The sequence below is a fragment of the Algoriphagus sp. CAU 1675 genome (assembly GCF_029222925.1).
Lineage (GTDB): Bacteria > Bacteroidota > Bacteroidia > Cytophagales > Cyclobacteriaceae > Algoriphagus.
On record NZ_JARHUI010000004.1, the window covers coordinates 376,040 to 392,214 of the forward strand.

Annotated in this window: 14 protein-coding genes; 6 read left to right on the forward strand and 8 right to left on the reverse strand. The window is 42.7% G+C overall.

The genetic code is table 11. The features are described 5' to 3' along the window. Window positions 1–67 precede the first annotated feature (67 nt). Window positions 68–1,177, reverse strand: coding sequence for a glycoside hydrolase family 130 protein (locus P2G54_RS11615; RefSeq protein ID WP_275871292.1), 1,110 nt, complete (start codon window positions 1,175–1,177; stop codon window positions 68–70). 71 nt (window positions 1,178–1,248) lie between these two features. Beyond that, window positions 1,249–2,475, reverse strand: a complete 1,227-nt coding sequence (locus P2G54_RS11620) for a PepSY-associated TM helix domain-containing protein (protein ID WP_275871294.1) — start codon at window positions 2,473–2,475, stop codon at window positions 1,249–1,251. Window positions 2,476–2,648: 173 nt separating this feature from the next. Here P2G54_RS11620 and P2G54_RS11625 point away from each other — a divergent pair, with 173 nt between their 5' ends. Together P2G54_RS11625 and P2G54_RS11630 are read left to right on the forward strand one after the other, a co-directional pair. Next, window positions 2,649–3,416: a DUF6503 family protein gene (locus P2G54_RS11625; protein WP_275871296.1), complete on the forward strand. Its 768-nt coding sequence runs from the start codon at window positions 2,649–2,651 to the stop codon at window positions 3,414–3,416. A gap of 68 nt (window positions 3,417–3,484) precedes the next feature. Beyond that, a complete protein-coding gene (locus P2G54_RS11630; protein ID WP_275871297.1) occupies window positions 3,485–4,387 on the forward strand; it encodes a YitT family protein in 903 nt (300 codons plus the stop codon). A 255-nt stretch (window positions 4,388–4,642) separates the two neighbouring features. On the opposite strand, the gene P2G54_RS11635 is transcribed toward P2G54_RS11630, so the two are convergent. From P2G54_RS11635 to P2G54_RS11645, 3 genes are all read right to left on the reverse strand, one after another. Then, entirely contained in the window at window positions 4,643–4,993 is a 351-nt protein-coding gene (locus P2G54_RS11635; RefSeq protein ID WP_275871299.1) for a four helix bundle protein, read from the reverse strand. Window positions 4,994–5,336: 343 nt separating this feature from the next. Continuing rightward, the gene (gene metG, locus P2G54_RS11640) at window positions 5,337–7,394 is read right to left on the reverse strand and encodes a methionine--tRNA ligase (RefSeq protein ID WP_275871301.1); all 2,058 of its coding nucleotides are present in this window, start codon (window positions 7,392–7,394) and stop codon (window positions 5,337–5,339) included. 66 nt (window positions 7,395–7,460) lie between these two features. Continuing rightward, window positions 7,461–8,093: a TetR/AcrR family transcriptional regulator gene (locus P2G54_RS11645; RefSeq protein ID WP_275871302.1), complete on the reverse strand. Its 633-nt coding sequence runs from the start codon at window positions 8,091–8,093 to the stop codon at window positions 7,461–7,463. 146 nt (window positions 8,094–8,239) lie between these two features. Between P2G54_RS11645 and ligA the strand changes: the two genes are divergently transcribed. The 4 genes from ligA to xseB all read left to right on the forward strand — a co-directional run bounded on the left by ligA (window position 8,240) and on the right by xseB (window position 13,123). Further along, a complete protein-coding gene (ligA, locus tag P2G54_RS11650; protein WP_275871304.1) occupies window positions 8,240–10,693 on the forward strand; it encodes an NAD-dependent DNA ligase LigA in 2,454 nt (817 codons plus the stop codon). A 71-nt stretch (window positions 10,694–10,764) separates the two neighbouring features. Then, a complete protein-coding gene (gene dapA, locus P2G54_RS11655) occupies window positions 10,765–11,628 on the forward strand; it encodes a 4-hydroxy-tetrahydrodipicolinate synthase (protein ID WP_275871307.1) in 864 nt (287 codons plus the stop codon). After that, window positions 11,628–12,938, forward strand: a complete 1,311-nt coding sequence (gene xseA, locus P2G54_RS11660; RefSeq protein ID WP_275871308.1) for an exodeoxyribonuclease VII large subunit — start codon at window positions 11,628–11,630, stop codon at window positions 12,936–12,938. Before dapA ends, xseA begins: the two co-directional genes overlap by 1 nt. Continuing rightward, a complete protein-coding gene (xseB, locus tag P2G54_RS11665; protein WP_275871309.1) occupies window positions 12,935–13,123 on the forward strand; it encodes an exodeoxyribonuclease VII small subunit in 189 nt (62 codons plus the stop codon). The genes xseA and xseB overlap by 4 nt, the downstream gene beginning before the upstream one ends. 19 nt (window positions 13,124–13,142) lie before the next feature. Here xseB and P2G54_RS11670 read toward each other — a convergent pair whose 3' ends face one another. From P2G54_RS11670 to P2G54_RS11680, 3 genes are all read right to left on the reverse strand, one after another. Beyond that, window positions 13,143–13,658 (reverse strand): UpxY family transcription antiterminator, encoded by a 516-nt coding sequence (locus P2G54_RS11670; protein WP_275871310.1) that lies wholly within the window; start codon window positions 13,656–13,658, stop codon window positions 13,143–13,145. 100 nt (window positions 13,659–13,758) lie between these two features. Beyond that, on the reverse strand, window positions 13,759–15,474 hold the full coding sequence (locus P2G54_RS11675; RefSeq protein WP_275871531.1) for an ABC transporter ATP-binding protein: 1,716 nt from the start codon (window positions 15,472–15,474) through the stop codon (window positions 13,759–13,761). A gap of 219 nt (window positions 15,475–15,693) precedes the next feature. Beyond that, window positions 15,694–16,092, reverse strand: a complete 399-nt coding sequence (locus P2G54_RS11680; RefSeq protein ID WP_275871311.1) for a DUF1573 domain-containing protein — start codon at window positions 16,090–16,092, stop codon at window positions 15,694–15,696. Between the last annotated feature and the right edge of the window lie 83 nt (window positions 16,093–16,175).

The following is a 16,175-nucleotide window of genomic DNA, read 5'->3' on the forward strand; positions in this document are numbered from 1 at the left end:
TGTTTGTAATTCAGGCAAAATTCAAATTAACCCAAAAATATTCTTTTTAATAACCCTTAAAGTTTTCTTAAAATTTACCCTCCAAGGAAGCACTCACCACCCCTACCATACTGTCGGCAGTACCATAATACAACAGCCACTTTCCTTCAAAGTAGACCAGACCCTCCAAAAAAGTAGTCCCTTCCGGATATTGTCCAGACTTTTCGAAAGGCAGAGTTGGCTGAATAAAAGGCTCATCTACCCTGTCCAAAAGTTTCCAAGGCTCCTCAGAATCGAACAAGGCCTGTCCACCGGTATAAACCCTATTTCCCAGGTTTTTGACCCCTACCTGCTGTGAATTACCCGCATTGTACAAGACCACGATCCCATTTTGGGTCAAAATTGGAGGAGGTCCAGCCTCCACCAACCAGGAATCAAAATATCCGGGCCTTGGACTCAAAACAGGGATACGGTTTCCTTCGTGATTTTCTACAGGTTCCCAATTAATCAGATCTTCTGAAGTAGCCAACCAAATATGGGGTACTCCATAATACATCCAGTATTTTCCATTGATTTTTGCTGCAACAAGCCTTCCTTCTTTCAGTATGGTTACAATTGCACCGGATTTGGATTCACTATTATGATACTTCCCGTTTTTCCAATCTTGAAAAATCGGCCCATGCTTCTCCCAGTTTCTTAAATCCCGAGAGGTGGCCACTGCCAACCTCGGAACATCCCTATTCCATTGTGTATAAGTAAGCACGTACAAACCATCCTCAGTCTCCACTATTCTGGGGTCTTCAGTACCTCCTGTCCATTCAAATTCCTTTTGTCCATCCTCAGCGGGATAAAATATCGGCTCTTTTTCTCTGGAAAAATTAAAACCATCCTCTGAAATGGCTAAGCCCAACCTAGAGGTATGCCCTCCTATTTCTTTTTCTCCAAGTTTCTCTTCCGCTCGATACAATACATGGACCTTGCCATCTTTGACTATAGCTGCCGGATTAAAGGTCGCCATGGATTCCCAAAACACCGTCCTTCCGGTCATAGGGTCAGAAAAAGTTGATTGGGACTGAGGTGCAAGGATTGGACTTGCGTTTTGGGGCCTTTGAAATGGTCCTAACATCCAGCTTTTATCCTGTGAACACACCTGAAAAACCTGAAATAAAAAGAAAGAGAAAAGGAATGCTTTTTTCATACAGCAAGTTTAACTAAAAAATCATCAACCTTTACCCATGAAAAAGCCCTCCTTTTAGGGAGGGCCTGAGGTTATGCATATTCCGCAATCGCTCTATGTTTGGTTTTCTTTTTTCTGGAGGCTTTCTTTTTGCGTTTGTTCCACCAAATCAACGTTCCCGTCACCGGCAAGGAAGTAGCAATCAAGCAGGCTAAAAACCACAGAAATTTGGTGAACTGTCCAAATATTTCTCCTGTGTGAAGGCTTTTAACAGATCTGCCGATTTGCTGACGGAAAGATTGGTCTGAAAACAGATTTGATTCCTGGATAGCTAAATCTGTTTGTGAAAGAGACAACTGATCTGCACCAGACCTGGCAAAAAACCCAGTCCTATATTTACTTACTGAAATGGGTTCATAGGCGTCTTTTGGCAAGGAAATGCGCAGATTGCCGGGATAACTCAGTTCCGCATTGGCATTGGACACCACCTCATCCAAGGAAAACTCAAAAGCTTTTCCTACTGGTTCTGACTTTTCCTCTACTGCCTGTTTGGAATTGGAGGGGGGCGCTTGATAGGTATCCCAGGTCTTTTGCCAGCCTTCCCTATACCATTGGAAGGACCAAAACGGGCCTGTAACGGACATCAGAAACAAAGCTAGTAATGAATAAAAGGCCAAAGTATTGTGCAGATCATGGTTTACCCTTTTCCAGTTGGCAGACCATTTCACTTTCATCCCTTGCTTCCAGTTTTTAACTTTCTGGGGAAACCAAATCACTATCCCGGTAAGAACACCCAGCAAAAACAAGCTTGTAGCGATTCCATTGATCAATCTTCCCAAATCCCGGTTACCCATGCTCTCTAAGATCGGAGTCTCTATCCGGTCCAGCAACAGCCATCTATGAAGGGAAAACATATATCCCATAAACTCCTCAGCTTTTGTTCGCTCAGAATTGGAACCGAGAATTTCAGCGGTATAAGGATTGACAAAATAGGTGGTTCCTCTCCCTTTTTCCCCTTCTTTCAAGGCGGAAAACTGAACAGTCCTTCCGGGGGAATTAGACACAAAAACTGAATTCACCTTGGCGTTGAGTTGGGTCTCTAATCCTTCTTTCAATTCATCCAAGGAGATTGGCGTAGTTCCTTCCTCCACAAAATACCGCTCGGAGTCAGCCCATTCCCGGATTTCAGTATTGTAAACATAAATAGTCCCGCTTAAACAAACAGCTATAACCACAAGGCCTGAAACCAAACCGGCGTATAGGTGAACCTGATTAAAAATATTCCGAGTTTTTTTCCAAAAAGAAGATCCCTTGGTCATGTTAATTTTATTTAGACTGATTCAAAATTAATACAGGATTTTCAAATTCACACAAGGATTCCGGAAAAAAATCATTGAATCTGAAAATTCCAGATTCGGTCAAACTAGAGCATTTAATTCCTGTGAAAAAAAACAGGAAGTCCTTACCTTGTAGCATTCAAATCACCCTTCACATGAACTTCAAATCGCTTGCATTTTTCCTTCTTTTAGGACTGCTCTCCTTCTGCTCTACTCCCAAAAAACCACTTCCTGAGGTAGATCAAGAATTCAAAACTGTTCTGGATGCCCATGGAGATTGGGCTAAATGGGTGAATGCAAAGGCTTTTTCCTACACGCTTTTTCATGAAACGAACCTGACCCAGGAAAATCATTTCTTTAACCTGGGATCGAGAAAAGGGAGGATAGACGCTGCCAACTTCCAAATCGGTTTTGATGGGGAAAAAGTATGGATCAGTCCAAACAGAGCTGCTTTCCAAGGCCCATCCGTTCAGTTCTACCATAACCTATATTTCAATTTTTTCAGCATTCCCTACATTTTCACCGACGCTGGAGTGAAAGTCACAAAAACCGAAAACCGAACACTCAATGGCAAAAGCTATGACACTTTCAATGTGGGTTTTGAAGACAATGTGAAAGGATTCAACCCCAAGGACACGTACATCATGCTTGTGGATCCAGAAACTCATCGATTGGAATGGGTGCTATACAATCTCACCTTTTTCAATACCCCAGACACAAGTCTAAGTGCAATGAAGTACGAGGATTATAGAAATGCCGATGGTTTGGTATTTCCCAGACTATTGACGGCTTACTTGCTGGAAGGAGATTCTACCACAAAAATCAGATCTCAGGTGAGTTTCGCAGATGTGGTTTTAGCTGAGGATGAACTCAAGGAGTCCCTCTTTGAGATGCCCGAAAAATATGCAGTGCTAGCGAATTAAGGGACTAGATTACTTTTTTGATGGGTACATTCCTATAAAGTTTCCCCCTTGACATATTAATTTTGGTTATGGTAAAAAGACTTTTAAAAATTCAAGATGCTGATTGGGTGAAAAAAGTAACTGCTTGGCGTCAGATCAAAGATGTGCTTTTCATCGGGATAGGGGTAGTCATGGCCAGCATTGGCCTGAAGGGATTTCTGCTACCAAACGGATTCTTTGACGGAGGAGCAATGGGTGTTTCGCTGCTATTGGAAATCCTGACCCCGCTCAACCTTTCCATCCTGATCATTTTGGTCAACCTCCCTTTTATCTATCTGGGATACAAACAGCTTTCCTTCTGGTTTGCAGTGAAAAGCACGATTGCCATCCTAACTCTGGCTTTGCTGGTGCATTACATTGAATTACCCGTCATTACTGCCGATAAATTACTGATTGCGGTATTTGGGGGATTCTTTCTGGGAAGCGGAATAGGATTTGCCATCCGGGGCGGTGCAGTGATCGATGGCACGGAGGTTCTGGCCATTTCTGTCTCCCGAAAATCAAGTTTAACGGTAGGCGATTTTATTACTGTATTTAATGTCTTCCTGTTTATTGTAGCAGCCATTTTTGTAAATCTGGAAACCGCCATGTATTCCATGCTCACTTATTTTTCCGCATCCAGAATGGTCGACTTCCTAATCAATGGGGTGGAAGAATACATAGGGGTCATGATTATTTCCGACTATTCTGACGAAATAAAAAACAAAGTTACCTATGATTTGGGCCGTGGCGTAACCGCCTTCAGAGCTGCAGGTGGTTTTGGAGAAAAGGCCAAAAACCCGGATCGGAATGTTTTATTTACTGTGGTTACCCGTCTGGAAGTCACAAGAGTACTTACGGAAATCAACAAAGTCGACCCAAAAGCCTTCGTGATTCAATACCCGATCAAGGACACAAAAGGAGGAATGATTAAGAAAAGGCCATTGCATTAGGAAATATCAATGGTCCATTTTCAGAATGGGCTTTATTGATCATTGAACATTGAGTTTATAATTTGAATATTGATACTTAATAATACTATCCAGCCAACCTTTTCCAGAGCTAAAATCTCTACAAACCTGTAATTTTTCAAAATTGGAGTTTTTTGTTCCTAAATAAGAAGAGAACCATTTTAAAGGTTTTATGAAACCAGTTAATTTCTAATTCAATCCAATTGACTAAAAAGAAGCTCAATTATTAACCGCGTTTTATCCGCCTGCTTTTGAGCTTCTAATAATTTTGACAAAGATTGCACATAGTTCCCCTGATTCTCTCAACAGGATCTCTCTGGGGCCTTTCGCTCCCAACCCTGTATAGCACAAAATTTTCAGACTGGACCTTGATTCCTTAAGCTCTTTAAGTACAATCCCATTTTTGTGGATAAAATCCCTTCTACTTTCCGCTCCTTGGGCCTCACCATAATTTAAGCATGCACCAGTAGACGAGCGAATCAATTGATTTTTCAAATGGTTTTCAGCAAAGGTATTGGTCAAAGAATTACAAAACTTGATCGAGTCTCCAGCAAACCGGACCAATCTTTCCTCCAGATCATATTTCATAAAAAATTAAAAAAGTCCATTTGAATTTAACTCAAATGGACTTTTTCTCAAAATATCTATTCTCTGATTTAAAAGTTCTTGTTCATTGATAATTGAAAATTGTCCATTGAACATTATTAAATGCTCAATTATCAATTAACTGACTCAATTTTCAAGTTAACTGGTATTTAACCCAAACGGGCTTTTTCTCAAAATATCTTCTACTCAACGACTTTTAAGCTCTTGGTCATTGATAATTGAAAATTGGTTATTGAATATTTTTAAAGGCTCAATAACCAATTAGCAAACTCAATTATCAAGTCACTTGAACATTGTTCATTGATGGTTGAGCATTGCTCATTACTTATGAAATCGTAGACCCGCTGGCTGTTCCTTCATGCGGCTGAAGCAATTTCAACTTGCCGTCTTTGTCCTCAGCCATCAGGATCATTCCTTCGGAGTCGATTCCCATCATTTTTCTTGGAGCCAGGTTGATCAACATGGTCACTTGCTTTCCAACCAAAAACTCAGGATCAAAATGCTCTGCCACTCCACTCAATACGGTACGCTGTCCCAATCCTGTATCTACTTTCAGCTTCAACAGTTTTTTGGATTTAGGCATTTTCTCTGCTTCCAGAATGGTTACAACCCGCATGTCTAACTTGGCAAAATCATCATAGGTAATGATTTCCTTCATCGGAGCCACTGGAGCATTTGCTGATTCGTTCATTTTCTTTGTATCTAACAGTTTTTGTACTTGTTTTTCCACTACCGAATCTTCGATTTTTTCAAACAGAAGCCCCAACTGACCCAAGGTGCTTCCTGCATTCACGAGCTCAGAATTCCCTGCCATACCCCAATTCACGTCCTTCATTCCAAACAACTCAAACAATTTCCCTGCTGTAAATGGCAGGAATGGCTCAGAAACTATAGCAAGGTTTGCGGCGATATTCAGAGCGATATTGAGAATCGTACCTGTTCTAGTCTCATCGGTCTTGATGGTTTTCCATGGCTCAGTGTCAGCCAGGTACTTGTTGCCCAGTCGTGCCAAGTCCATCATCAGTCCCAATGCCTCGCGGAAACGGTAACGCTCCAAAGAAGAAGCTATTCTCTCAGGAAACTCCGCCAAGGCCTCTAATACCTCCCGGTCATATCCGGTCAGCTCCCCTCTTTGGGGAATCACTCCATGATAAAACTTGTGGGTCAAAACCACTGCCCTATTGACAAAATTCCCATAGATGGCAACCAATTCGGAATTGTTCCTTGCCTGAAAATCCTTCCAGGTGAAATCATTGTCTTTGGTCTCAGGAGCATTAGCGGTCAGCACATAGCGCAACACATCCTGCTTACCCGGGAACTCTTCCAAATATTCATGCAACCAAACCGCCCAATTGCGGGAGGTTGAAATTTTGTCTCCTTCCAAATTCAAAAACTCATTCGCAGGCACATTGTCGGGAAGGATATAGCCTCCATGGGTTTTCAAAATGGCTGGGAAAATAATGCAATGGAAAACGATATTGTCTTTGCCAATGAAGTGTACCAGTTTGGTGTCTTGGTCTTTCCAATAAGGCTCCCAGTCAAATCCCTTTTCTGCAGCCCATTCCTTGGTTGAAGAGATATAGCCAATGGGTGCATCAAACCAAACGTAAAGCACTTTCCCTTCTGCACCTTCCAAAGGAACCTGAATACCCCAATCCAAGTCTCTGGTCATGGAACGCGCCTGAAGTCCGTCCCCAGCTTCCAGCCAAGATCGGCATTGGCCGAGCACATTGTTTTTCCAGTCATCCGCATGGTCTTCAAGGATCCATTTTTTGAGGAAGTTTTGATAGCGGGCTAAATCCAAAAACCAATGCTTGGTTTCCTTCAAAACAGGAGTTCTTCCACTCAGTTTTGACTTGGGGTTGATCAATTCGGTAGGACTTAGGGATGAACCACATTTCTCACACTGATCTCCATAAGCATGCTCAAAGCCACATTTTGGGCAGGTGCCCTCAATATATCGGTCAGCCAAAAACTGCCCTGCCTCTTCATCATAGTATTGCTCAGTACTTTGCTCTAGAAACTCTCCCTTTTGGTATAGGTCGGTAAAAAATCCCTGTGCAGTTTCATGGTGAATCTTTGCGGACGTTCGGGAATAATGATTGAAGCTAATCCCGAATTCCTCAAAGCTTTTCTTCATCATTTCATGGTAATGATCTACAATTTGCTGAGGGGTTTTTCCCTCCTTTTGTGCTTTGATGGTGATCGCTACCCCGTGCTCATCCGATCCGCAGATGTAGGCTACATCTTTACCTTGAGATCTCAAGTATCTGACATAAATATCAGATGGTACATAGCAGCCAGCAAGGTGACCGATATGCAGGGGTCCATTTGCATAGGGAAGTGCAGAGGTAACAGTATATCGTTTGAAATTTTTACTCATGACTCGGTGAATGAATTTCTAGAAAATATCAGGTCGCAAAGATAGGGAAATCAACCAAAGCAGCTTTTACGCATTGGCAAATTCATTTCGGGCTTCTTCCGTCAATATTCCATTATATAAAATAGAAACCACCTGATCATAGGCATCTGAGGTGGCTGAAGGCAATCCCTTTCGAAGGGAATTCGGAAACTGTCCGGTAAAATCAGGGTCCAACAAGGATTGGATTGCGGCGGCATAAAGTAGAACGACCAAGTTCACATTGACATTGGACATGATCATTCCCTCTTCTTTGCCCTGTTCAATCAACTTTTGAAAACGCAGATAGGCGGATTCATTGATGTAAGATTTGAGTTCCGCCCAGACTTCAGGAGCATGGATCTTAATTTCCTCAAACAGTCTCGGATTGATCGGAGCCAGATGAGCGGCAATTACCGAAAGTGTGGATTTGAGTTTCAGTGGGAATCCCATATACCTATTTTCCAAAACCGCTTCCACTTTGGCGCTCATCTTGGTTTTGAGATTCTGAAAAGCCGCGGCCAACATTTCAAGTTTGCCGGGATAGTAATTATAGAGTGTTTTTTTACTCATACCCAATTGCCGGGCGATATCATCCATCGTGGTGTGACGGTAGCCTTTTTCCAAAAAAGACTTGTAGGCTGTATCCAAAATTTTACGTTCAATACCGGGCTTTTTACTCATCAGAAATCCAATTTGAGGCCAAATATAGAGAATCCCTTTCAACAGGAATTTATACGAAGAATTGTACTTTTGATTAACATTCTCCCTTGTCGGGCAAAAATCAAAGGGGTATTTTTACCTGCTTTTTTGTAAACCAAAATCCCATCATGAACGATCAGGAAGCGGCAAAGCGCATCGCCCAACTCACCAAGGAAATCAACCACCACAACCAACTTTACTATCAGGAAAGTAGGATTGAGATCTCGGATTATGAGTTTGACCAACTGTTGGAGGAGTTAATCCGTCTGGAAACAGAATTTCCGGATCTTCTGAGTCCAGAGAGTCCCAGTCAGCGTGTTGGCGGTACAATTACCAAAGAGTTCAAAACCGTCAAGCATGAATACCGCATGATGTCCCTTGGCAACACCTACACAACAGAAGAGTTGTTGGCATTTGACGAGCGAGTTCAAAAAGGTTTAGGACACCAAGATTATGAGTATTTCTGCGAAATGAAATTTGATGGGGTGGCAATCAGTTTGGTTTATGAAAATGGACAATTGGTCCGAGCTGTCACCAGAGGAGATGGAACCCAAGGTGATGATGTAACCGCCAATGTTCAAACTATCCGGAATATCCCGTTAAAGGTGACAGGGAAGCATGTCCCTACCAAATTTGAGGTTCGTGGGGAAATTTTTCTTCCCATCCGGGAATTTGAAAAAATCAATGCTGAACGGGAAGCCAATGGAGAAGCTCTTATGGCAAACCCGAGAAATGCGGCTTCAGGAACCCTAAAAATGCAAGACAGTTCCATCGTCGCCAAACGAAGACTCAACTGCTATCTATACCAATTGCTTGGGGATGACTTGGAGGTGGAAACCCACGAAAAAGGCATCCACTTGATTGAAAGCTGGGGTTTTAACGTCTCTCCAACTTATCAAAAAGTAAAGGATATCCAGGGAGTTCTGAAATACATAGATCACTGGAGGGAGAAAAGACATACCCTTCCTTTGGAAACCGACGGAGTGGTTTTGAAAATCAACAGCTTAGAGCAACAGGAGGAACTGGGTTTTACTGCCAAAAATCCCCGTTGGGCAATTGCTTACAAATACAAAGCTGAAAGTGCCGAAACAGAACTTCTTTCCATTACTTACCAGGTTGGAAGAACCGGTGCCATCACTCCTGTGGCTAATCTTTCCCCAGTAAGTCTTGCCGGAACCACTGTCAAGCGGGCGTCCCTTCACAATGCCAATGAAATCAAGCGGCTGGGAATTTTTGAGGGGGACTTTGTATATGTGGAAAAAGGAGGGGAAATCATTCCAAAAATCACCGGTGTCAATCTCCAGAAAAGAAAAGCTGGAGCCCATTCAATTGATTATATCAAAGAATGTCCGGAATGCGGCACACCACTTGTCAGAAAAGAAGGGGAGGCCAAGCACTTTTGTCCCAATGTACACCATTGTCCTCCTCAGATTTTGGGAAGGATTGAGCATTTCGTCTTTAAGCGAGCGATGGATATTGATTCCTTGGGAACGGAACGCATACGGGCTTTGATTGATCAAGGCTTTATCTCAAGCTATGCGGATATCTATGATTTGGAGGGTAAGGCAAAGGAACTGCTTGGCCTTGAAATGAGTCATGATCAGTATGAAAAAGAAGAAAGCGGCCTCCTATACATCACGCTAGAAAAAGCTCTTTTTGCCCTTACTGAGCAGATTTCCTTCAAACAGATCCAGGATTTCTTAGAGGAAGCCGCAGAACTTCCTCTTTTCGAAACCCTGAGAGCTTTTCAGGAAAAAATCAGAAAGTGGAAAAAGAAAGTCCCTTCCAATACCGGAATGGTGGAGTTTCTACTCAATGCCTTGAAAGATCATCCCGAACTTCCAAAAATGGAGGATTATGTCCCTGTTGCAGTAGTACTGGAAATATTCCTTGGGAGAAGAGTAGACTTTGATGAAATTCTCAAGGCAAGCAAAAAAGAAGGAACCATCCACGGGATTCTTCTCCGCCTCAATCTTGATCTTCCCGATGAACTCCGGGAGCGCATCAAAAAACTCAAGGCCAATACTTTTCAGGAAGGTGTTATTTCCAACATGCTTGAGGGCATAAAGGCTTCTAAAGAACAGTCCTTTGAAAAAGTGCTTTTTGCCCTGGGCATCCGCAATATTGGAGAAAACACGGCCCAACTTCTAGCCCGACATTTCAAATCCATAGATAGACTCCAGGAAGCAACAGAAGAGGATTTACTGGAAATCAACGGAGTAGGTGAAACCCTAGTCCAGAGTATTCAGGACTTTTTCTCCGAAAAGGAAAACTTAGATAACATCTCAAGGCTAAAAACCCATGGGCTGAAATTCAAACTGGAAGAAAATGAAACCCAACCAAAAAGCACAGCCCTGGCCGGAAAAAAAATCCTAGCGTCTGGAAAACTGGAGCATTTTAAACGAGATGAAATTGTAGACTTTGTCCAAGATCATGGGGGTCAATACATCACCTCTGTTTCCAAAAACCTTGATTTTATCATTGAGGGAGAAGGAATGGGACCGAGCAAAAAGGAAAAAGCCAAAAAATTGGGTATACCGATGATATCTGAAGAGGAGTTTTTGGCAATGATCAAGGAATAATCCAAAATTTAGATAAGAGGAGGGGCTTTCACAGGGAAGCCATTATCTTTGCACCCTCAAACCACTAAAACATGAACCAATTCAAGGGAACAGGGGTGGCGCTAGTCACACCATTTCATGATGATTTCACGATAGATTTTGAAGGTCTTCGAAAACTAATTGATCACGTCATTGCTGGCGGGGTGGATTACTTGGTTGTTCTTGGAACTACCGGAGAATCCGCAACCCTTACAAAGGGTGAGAAATTACAGGTTTTAAAGGCCGCCCTTGAATACAATGCCAATCGACTTCCTGTGGTTTATGGGATTGGTGGAAACAACACCCAAGCTGTGTTGGATGAAATAGCCAATACAGATTTCACTGGAATTTCTGCCATCCTTTCTGTCAGCCCCTATTACAACAAGCCTTCCCAAAAAGGAATAATTGCCCACTATCAGGCAATCGCAAATGCATGCCCGGTACCTGTAATCCTATACAACGTTCCGGGACGTACCATGTCCAATGTAACCGCTGAGACCACCTTAGAGCTTGCCTCCCACCCAAATATCATCGGAATGAAGGAAGCAAGTGGAAACTTGGAACAGTGTATGCAAATCGCTGCCAACATGCCAGAGGATTTCTTTTTAGTTTCTGGGGATGATTTGTTGACCAGAGCAATAAGTAGCATTGGAGGAACCGGTATCATTTCGGTTTTAGCCAATGCCCTTCCCGCAACATTCAAAAGGCTTTGCCACGGAACCGAGGAGGAAAGTAAAAAGGCTACTTTCTCCATGCTTAACATCAATGGTCTGATGTATCAGGAAGGAAACCCAGTTGGGATCAAAAATCTCCTGAACCACATGGGGATTTGTGGTGATCAGGTTCGTCTTCCTTTGTTAAGGGCAAGTTTAGAACTCAGCCAAAAAATCAAAAGCGAATATCAGAAACTGAACTGATGCAAAATACCCAATCCATTTCCCAGCTTGGTGAGCTAATCAAAAATACGCTCGAAAATGAGCTGGAGCCTACCTATTGGGTAATTGGGGAAATTGCAGATTTCAGACAGGCACCACAAGGACACGCCTATTTTGAATTAGTTGAAAAGCAGGGAAATCAGGTTTTAGCAAAAATCCGATGCAATTGCTGGCAATTTACTTTTAGATCTATTGCCTCCAGATTTGAGACTTTAACAGGGGCCGGGCTGAAAAACGGTATGAAAGTTTTGGCTCAAGTCCAGGTTACTTTTCACTCGGTATATGGACTGAGTCTGAATGTCAAAGATATTGACCCCTCCTTTTCCTTGGGAGAGCGCGCAAGGATCAGACAAGAAACGATAGATCGTCTGACAAAAGAAGGACTGCTTCGGCTCAATGCAGGCAGGGTATTTCCGCAGGTCATCCAAAAAATTGCCATTATCAGTAGTCCTACAGCTGCTGGATATGGAGACTTCATCAATCAGCTTGAAAACAACGCCGAAGGCTACAAGGTCTATCATAAACTTTTCCCCTCCCTCATGCAGGGGAATGAGGCCGTATCCAGTTTGATCCAGGCCATCGAATTGGCAGAATCCAAAAAGGAAAGCTTGGAATTGGAGGCCCTGATTATCATTCGCGGCGGTGGAGCCCAACTTGATTTGGATTGCTTTGATGATTATAGACTTGCAGCAAAAATTGCCCAGTGTTCTCTCCCGGTATTTACCGGAATTGGGCATGAACGAGACGAAACAGTGGCCGACTTAGTGGCGCATACACGTCTCAAAACCCCTACCGCTGTTGCAGAATTCCTCCTTTCAGGATTTCGGATTTTCGAAGAAACCCTGGCTTTGGGATTGAATCGGCTAGACCGAAGTACTAGCCAGTTTCTCAAACTGGAAGAAAGTAAACTACTTCAAATTAGTCACGGATTAAAAAGCAGCAGCTTAAGCCAGGTTTTATTGGAAAAGGAAAAAGTAAAAGCAAAGCAAGTTAGGCTAGAACTCGCTTCGAAAAGACAAATAATGGGACAGACTGAAAGTCTGGAGCAATTGGAAAAGGCTCTTAAAAAAGAGACCTTGCTCCTATTGACCCAGGAAAACCAGAAGCTTGGAAATTTGGAAAAGCTTCTGAATCAGCTGAACCCGGAGTCCATTATGAAAAGAGGCTATTCCAGATCTGAAATCAACGGAATTCCTGTACAATTCGCCGATCCCAAGATTGGAGATGAAATGTTGACCTTTTCCCAAGATCAAAAAATTAAAAGTACCATTACCAAAATCGAAAAACCATGAAGGATTTAAGCTACAATCAGGCACTTGAGCGTCTGGAAACCATTTTGAATCAGCTAGAAGAAGGTAAAAAAAGCGTGGATGAACTTTCCGATTTGGTAAACGAGGCAGCGGCACTGGTCAAGCATTGCAAACAAAAACTAAAGTCCACAGAAGAATCCATCCAAAAGGCTTTTGAAGATGCCTAAAAGGAACCTTCCTTGACTTCTACTGTTGATTTTGCTGAGGGATCACTTCCAGGAATTTCCTTGGGATACTGATTAGCATGTTTTGGTAGATCCCTGGAATTCTGATAAGAAAATAATCCTTGTTTCCTTTTTCCACACATTCTCCTACCATATTCTGCAGTGGTCCACCTAGGACTTTCACCTGCTCTCCGGGCTCGATTTCACTCCCATCCGTTTCTACGGCCACTCCTGTGGAAATTACCCGCTGAATCACTTCGATTTCTTCGTCCCGTACCGTGGCATGCTGACCTGAAAAATGCACAAACTTCACAGCTCCCGGTACCTGTAGGCATTCCCAAAGCTGATTTCTTCGGGTCTTTACGAAGACGTAACCGTTAAAAAGAGGCCGTTCAACTTTTTTCCTTCGATCAGACCACTGCCTGATTTCCTCCACCAAAGGCAAATAAACTTCCCAGCCTCTCTCCTTCAGAAGTTTTGAAACTTTCTTTTCAGACCTAGAGGCCGTATACATCACGTACCAATTCAGCTCGTTCATCTATTGAGTTATCTTCTGGCAGGTAAAAATACTAAATCAAAGGACTATTCGGCGCAATTACGAAGGAATTAATAATCAACCTAAGCTAAGTCGATTGAAATCAAATCCTTGCCTGATAGGTGTACAATTGATAATAACGCCCCTCTAAGGCAATCAATTCATCGTGTTTTCCCTGCTCCACAATCTTGCCTTGCTCAATGACCAAAATCTGGTCTGCCTGCCGAATCGTGCTTAACCTGTGAGCAATGACGAAAGTTGTCCTCCCCTTCATCAACTCCTTCAAACTGGCCTGAATGAGCGTTTCAGACTCCGTATCCAGATTGGATGTCGCTTCATCCAAAATCAAAATCCTCGGATCCGCCAAAATTGCCCTTGCAATAGCTATTCTTTGACGCTGTCCTCCCGAAAGTTTCACGCCTCTCTCTCCTATCAATGTGTCCAATCCATCCTCAAATCGATCGGTAAATTCCTGTACATGGGCGGCATGGACTGCCTTGTCGAGTTCTACTTCACTTGCCTCAGGTCTGGAGAATAAAATATTCTCTCGAATGGTACCTTCAAACAAAAAGTCATCCTGGAGTACAACTCCCAATTTACTTCTAAAAGACTCTAAAGTTATGGTCTGCAAATCCACACCATCCAAAGTGATTTTTCCGGAATCAGGATTTAAAAATGTTGCGGCTAATCCTGCAATTGTTGTTTTCCCTGATCCAGAAGTTCCTACCAAAGCTGTAACCGAGCCTGCTGGAGCCTGAAAGCTTACCTCCCGAATTACATCCTTTCCTGATTCATAGGCAAAAGAAACCGTATCAAACATCATTTCTCCCTTTATTTCAGCCATGGAAACTGTTCGCATTTTGTCATCGGATTCCAAGGGAGTATTCATGATTTCCTCAGTTCTATCCAAACCTGCAAATGCTTCTGTCAATTGGGAGCCGATATTCGACATCTGAACAATTGGAGCAATCATAAAACCTAAATACAGCGTGAAGGCCAGAAAATCACCAAAAGTCATATCTCCTTCCATGATCATATATCCACCAATCCCCATTATTCCGGCAGAAGCCAGTCCGAGAAGCAGGGTTCCGGCAGAAGTCACAAAGCTGGTAGCGGTCAAGCTGGCTTTTACATTTTGGAAGAGTAAATCCACTCCCTTTTCAAATGTCTTGATTTCCTGGGCTTCTGCATTGAAGCCTTTGATAACCCGAATACCTCCCAATGTTTCTGTCAATCTGCCCGTGACTTGAGCATTTATTTTCCCTCTTTCGCGAAAAATGGGACGAATTTTCCCGAAGGCCTTCAAAGAAACCAATCCGAAGATGGCTACTGGAACGAGGACGTATAAGGTCATCATCGGACTGATGCTGATCAACAAAACCAAGGAAACGGCTGCGGTCAAAATACCCCCTATCATTTGGGCAAATCCAGTACCCACCAAGTTTCTGACACCCTCGACATCAGACATAATTCTGGAAACCAGTTCACCCGTTTTAGTATTATCAAAAAACCGGATCGGGAGTTTAATGATATGGCTTTGAACCTGGGAGCGGAGTTTCGCAATCAGATTCTGTGCCTCTACAGAAAGGATCTGGGTAAGCGAATACGAAGTGAGGGATTGAATAACAATAGCTCCGACAACTGCCAAAATCAGCCATTTCAACAAGTTCATGTCGTTGGAAGGAATTACATCATCCACAAGATATTTACTGGCTCCCGGCAAAACCAGCCCTGAAAGACGGCTGATAATTATCAGAAACAGACCGAATAGCAAATGCTTCCTGCGAGGCCAAATGATCGTTTTGAACACCTGGCTCATTGTTACTTTGCGTTCTTTTTTACTCACGTGTAGGTTCGCTTTAGGATGAAAAAAAACCGAATGTACTTCGGGGCATAAAGTTAACTTAATCTACTTTGATTCTCGGCTTGGGACTGACCAGTTTGGCTTCTTTTCCGGGAATTCATATTTGGATAATAATTTCAAAAAAAAAAGCCCGTCAAAAATATGACAGGCCTCCTATGAATAGAATAGTTTCAATCAATTTGTTTTGGGAAGCACATTTGAGATCAGTGATACTTTCTCAATAGGTTCCGATCCATTTGAATAGATTCGTACAATTGAATTCTGCTTGCCCATTTTACCTGCTGAATTGAAGGAAACCTGGATTTTCGCAGAAGCACCGGGAGCGATTGGTTCTTTTGGCCAGCTTGGCACGGTGCATCCACAGGTTGCCGCCACATTGGAAATGATCAGAGGAGTATCCCCGGTATTTGTCAATTCAAAGGTATGGGAGACCTTATCACCCTGAGTGATATCGCCAAAATCAACAGACTTCTCTTTGAAGGTCATGATGGCTCCCTTGGTTTCAGTTTGCGCATTTGCCTGAAACACCAAAACAAAAGCCAAAAGGCTAAATACTAATCCTAACTTTTTCATAAGCGTATTCGGTTATAGTTTCAAATATTCGATTTTTCCGGTGAAGAACAAATCATCCTCACAGCTTAATATCTGGGAAAGAT

Coding starts and splice junctions, on each gene's coding strand:
- P2G54_RS11620 (WP_275871294.1), bottom strand. CDS start 2,475: ATGACCAAGGGATCTTCTTTTTGGAAAAAAACTCGGAATATTTTTAAT.
- P2G54_RS11670 (WP_275871310.1), bottom strand. CDS start 13,658: ATGAACGAGCTGAATTGGTACGTGATGTATACGGCCTCTAGGTCTGAA.
- xseA (WP_275871308.1), top strand. CDS start 11,628: ATGCAAAATACCCAATCCATTTCCCAGCTTGGTGAGCTAATCAAAAAT.
- P2G54_RS11675 (WP_275871531.1), bottom strand. CDS start 15,474: ATGAGCCAGGTGTTCAAAACGATCATTTGGCCTCGCAGGAAGCATTTG.
- metG (WP_275871301.1), bottom strand. CDS start 7,394: ATGAGTAAAAATTTCAAACGATATACTGTTACCTCTGCACTTCCCTAT.
- P2G54_RS11630 (WP_275871297.1), top strand. CDS start 3,485: ATGGTAAAAAGACTTTTAAAAATTCAAGATGCTGATTGGGTGAAAAAA.
- dapA (WP_275871307.1), top strand. CDS start 10,765: ATGAACCAATTCAAGGGAACAGGGGTGGCGCTAGTCACACCATTTCAT.
- P2G54_RS11645 (WP_275871302.1), bottom strand. CDS start 8,093: ATGAGTAAAAAGCCCGGTATTGAACGTAAAATTTTGGATACAGCCTAC.
- P2G54_RS11680 (WP_275871311.1), bottom strand. CDS start 16,092: ATGAAAAAGTTAGGATTAGTATTTAGCCTTTTGGCTTTTGTTTTGGTG.
- xseB (WP_275871309.1), top strand. CDS start 12,935: ATGAAGGATTTAAGCTACAATCAGGCACTTGAGCGTCTGGAAACCATT.
- P2G54_RS11625 (WP_275871296.1), top strand. CDS start 2,649: ATGAACTTCAAATCGCTTGCATTTTTCCTTCTTTTAGGACTGCTCTCC.
- ligA (WP_275871304.1), top strand. CDS start 8,240: ATGAACGATCAGGAAGCGGCAAAGCGCATCGCCCAACTCACCAAGGAA.
- P2G54_RS11615 (WP_275871292.1), bottom strand. CDS start 1,177: ATGAAAAAAGCATTCCTTTTCTCTTTCTTTTTATTTCAGGTTTTTCAG.
- P2G54_RS11635 (WP_275871299.1), bottom strand. CDS start 4,993: ATGAAATATGATCTGGAGGAAAGATTGGTCCGGTTTGCTGGAGACTCG.